This window comes from Vibrio sp. V23_P3S9T160, assembly GCF_963886625.1.
Lineage (GTDB): Bacteria > Pseudomonadota > Gammaproteobacteria > Enterobacterales > Vibrionaceae > Vibrio > Vibrio anguillarum.
In genome coordinates, this window is record NZ_CAWPDB010000067.1 from 1 (window position 1) to 3,704 (window position 3,704).

Genomic DNA, 3,704 nt, shown 5'->3' on the forward strand with positions numbered 1-3,704 from the left:
CATTTGAAATATAGCTACCTAGGAGTTATTCAATGAAACATAATCTTTTCACTATTACTGCTCTAACTGCGGCCATGCTGGCCGGTTTCGCTCACGCTGATGTTCCTGTTGGGGAAGGCGCAGGAAGTAAAATTTATACTTTCGATATTGGTAAAACAATTGATGAGACTCTTAGTGTTGACTTTGTTTTCAATGGTCAAACCGTTAAACCTGATCAGCAATACGAATATGTACTTAGCTCACCTGGAGCAACCATAGTTTCAGGTTACCATCCAGCAGGTAGGACCATGTATGCTGGTATTATGCAAAATCACGAGCTTTCTTCTAACTCCACTGCTAACTCTTTTACTTTAACATTCAAAAACACACAGCCGATGACATTTGATGACGGTAATACTACTGTCAACTGTCTAGATGCAGGGGCTACCTCTTGCGGAACCGTACACCATGCATGGGTACATGGCCGTAATAATCCCAACGATATTGGTTCAGGAAGTGATGTTGTTATAAAAGACTTCCGTGCAGGAGAAAAGCTTAAAGGTTTTTATGTTACCCATTGGACGCCAGATTCAACCTGGAATTTCCCCTCAGGCGTTTATAGTGAACAATGGCAGTTAACGGTTACACCTGAAATTTAACTTGTCTATACCTTCATCGATATATATGTATAGAGCCGCTTATTATAGTGGCTCTTAATACCTCAAACATCATATAACCAGCATGTTTTACATAGTCAATAGGTCCACCAATGAAGATTCATCTATTTCTTGCCAATATAATTGTTGCAGGGCTTCTTTTACTCACTAACTCAGCGATGGCAGCTTATTTTGAAATCTCGCCAATATTTCATGACACTCAAGGCGAACGTGTTAATTACAGTCTTACCTCACAAAATAAAACTGATGACCAATATATTAAAGTTAACGTAACTAAAATTTTGTCACCTAATAATGACGATGAGCAAGAAGTTGCGATAAATTCATTACGTGATATTCGGGTTATTCCTGACAAGCTGATTTTAAAGCCCAACGATCAACGCCGAGTACAAGTATTAGTGCTTGATCAGAATGTCGACACGGAACAAGTGTATCGTGTTTATTTTGAGCAAGTGACAGCAGACCAATATCACGGCTCAGCACGTGAGGACAATGATATTTCAGCCACTACTGGGGTTAGCTTATCATTAGGAGGGGTAATTCGTGTCCAGCCGAAAGAAAATAAGCCAAACATGGTCGCCAATGATGATCATATCGTTAACCAAGGCAATTCACATTTTCAGATCGTATCAGAGTGTATCGGTACGAGTATGGCTGATTGTGTATGGGAAAAGCCAGAAACCAATATCAATATTTACCATAATAACCACTATCAGTGGCAAACCCGTGATGATAAGCCGGTAGCTGCGATTAACTATCGCTACCCTCAGCAACGTAATAAATTGTTGACACTCAAGAAAGATCGCTAGTCCTATTGCATTGTTTATTTAGTAAGGTTTCGAAATGTTTTTAAATAAAAAAACACGTCAACAATGGTTGTCGCTGTTAATTCTTATACCTTCTGCATCGGTACTCGCGGTTCCTGCTGGTTTCGAAGCTTTGCTTGAACAACGTAATGAAGTCGTTGAACTTCAGTATAATAATACTTTTATGGGCTATTTTCAGGTTGCAATAAACCACGATACATTGACGTTTCTTGAACCACAGCTTGTATTTAATGACTTGAAATCAATGGTACAGGAAGTGCATCATCAGGCATTTCAAAATAAATTAAGCGCTGATTTTCCATTGGTCAATGAACGCTACTGCGCGATTCAACCAAGTAAATGTGATATTAAATCCAATAAAGTCTTACCCGTTTATGATCAAGACGCGCTATCGGTAAAGGTTAATATCGATGCAGACTGGCTTAATCAACAGACTGACGTGGGCTACTATCGCACCGCAGACAGACGCCAAAAACGCGCCTTGTTACAGTCGTTAAACCTTTCAACCCAAACAGGGTTTGATGATACTTATCAACTCGGCTTACGCGGTAATACCACTATAGGTTTAGCAAATCATACCTATGTCGCGTTTGAGTCTAGCATCAGTAATAATCATGAAGAAACAAACAGTGCCATTGATTCCGCGTATTTAAGGCATGATTTCGATCAACGCTGGTATCTAAAAGCTGGGAAATTAGCCAGTTACTCGGCTAACCGCTCTAGTGAGGGGGGCTTCAATCATCAGCTTTTGCCAAGCAATACTATCAATGGCCTACAATTTGGCACTGGTATGCACTTTTATCAAGCACCAACGGCTGCTTTTGGTATGCAAGACATCGAGATTTTTAGCGCGACAGGAGGTAAAGCCGATTTTTATTTGTATGGTGTCCTCATTCATTCTCAGTTGCTAAATCCTGGTTACAACCGTATTCGACGGAATGATCTTCCTTCTGGCAGTTTTAATGTTGAAGTGAAAATATTTGAAGGTACAGAGTTTTCCCGTACTGAAGTTTATTCACTTCAAAGCCCATTCAGGGTAAGCGATGGCCGCGCGCAGTGGTTATTAAAATTCGGTCAAACTGAACAAAGTGACCAATCCGTTGTTGAGTTAGCTACATGGTTACCGCTTTCAGATAAAAACCTAGGGCTGAGTGATATCTCGTTGGCATCACAAATAAGTCAGGATTATTGGTTAAGCGAAATCGGCTTATCAGCAACTGATACTTTTGCACTAACCCCTGAAATAATCTCAAGATGGTCTTTTAACGGACGTTTTATTGCTGGCCAAGAAAATGGTAACCAAATTCAAGGTTGGAGCTTAACCAATAGCATAAATCTGAATAAATTAAGCTTAACCGCTGAAAACCGGTATATTGATAAAGATAACTGCATCAGTTCAGGTCGCTATACCTGCATGGATCAATGGCGAGTTAATGCAGGTACAAACTTGTTGGGTAACAATGTACGAGTCGGTTATGACGTAACCGAGCGACGTTATGATGATATGCAGCGTCAAGATTCAAAAGTTTACCGCCGTAGTGTCAGCTTAGGTCGGAATTTTAGATTTTCCAGCATAAACAGCAATTTAAGTGCGACCTGGTCAGAGAGCCGATCGAAAGCTAAAGACACCGATAGCGTTTTTTATATGAATTTATCATTATCGTTACGTAACACCGATGATTCGTATTATTCATCAATTACCTATAACAACGGTGATAAGGCTATTAATGCAGGCTATAGTCGAAGTGGAAAAAACAATGATCAGCTAAACCTCCGTCTTGAGCAATATGATAACGGTAACGTCAATCTGTCTGGAAATGTGAACAGAAACTTTAATGAATTAGGCTCCTTGTCTGGGGTTGCATACATGAGTCGTAACGAGAAAAAAAGCAAAGAATCGGCATATCTTGGATACTCAATGGGTTTTTCACTAGATGAGGATGGACAGTTTGCAATGGGACGAAGTGGAATTAATGACCATAGTGCCGCTGTTATTGTTGAAAGTGATTCTGGAGAGCCGGTAGCGCATTCAGTCAGTGGATTAGGTTCTGAAACAGACTCTCAGCCAATACTTCCACGAACAATGCATCCTATTTCTGGTTATCAAGAAAATACATACCGTATTTCTGAAAGCAATATATCCCATGGTTCAGGGGTTCAGTCATTACTAACTGGAACCGATAAGCGAAATGTTTTTTTAACTCCGGGTAACATATTGATC

Annotated in this window: 3 protein-coding genes; all 3 read left to right on the plus strand. The window is 40.1% G+C overall.

What is annotated here, in order from left to right; translation table 11 throughout:
* Window positions 1–32: 32 nt before the first annotated feature.
* Entirely contained in the window at window positions 33–638 is a 606-nt protein-coding gene (locus AACU59_RS03905; RefSeq protein ID WP_161437537.1) for a hypothetical protein, read from the plus strand.
* A 110-nt stretch (window positions 639–748) separates the two neighbouring features.
* Window positions 749–1,465 (plus strand): hypothetical protein, encoded by a 717-nt coding sequence (locus AACU59_RS03910; protein ID WP_161437538.1) that lies wholly within the window; start codon window positions 749–751, stop codon window positions 1,463–1,465.
* A 34-nt stretch (window positions 1,466–1,499) separates the two neighbouring features.
* Window positions 1,500–3,704: TcfC E-set like domain-containing protein (locus AACU59_RS03915; protein ID WP_161437539.1), on the plus strand; the 2,205-nt coding region annotated here is incomplete at its 3' end.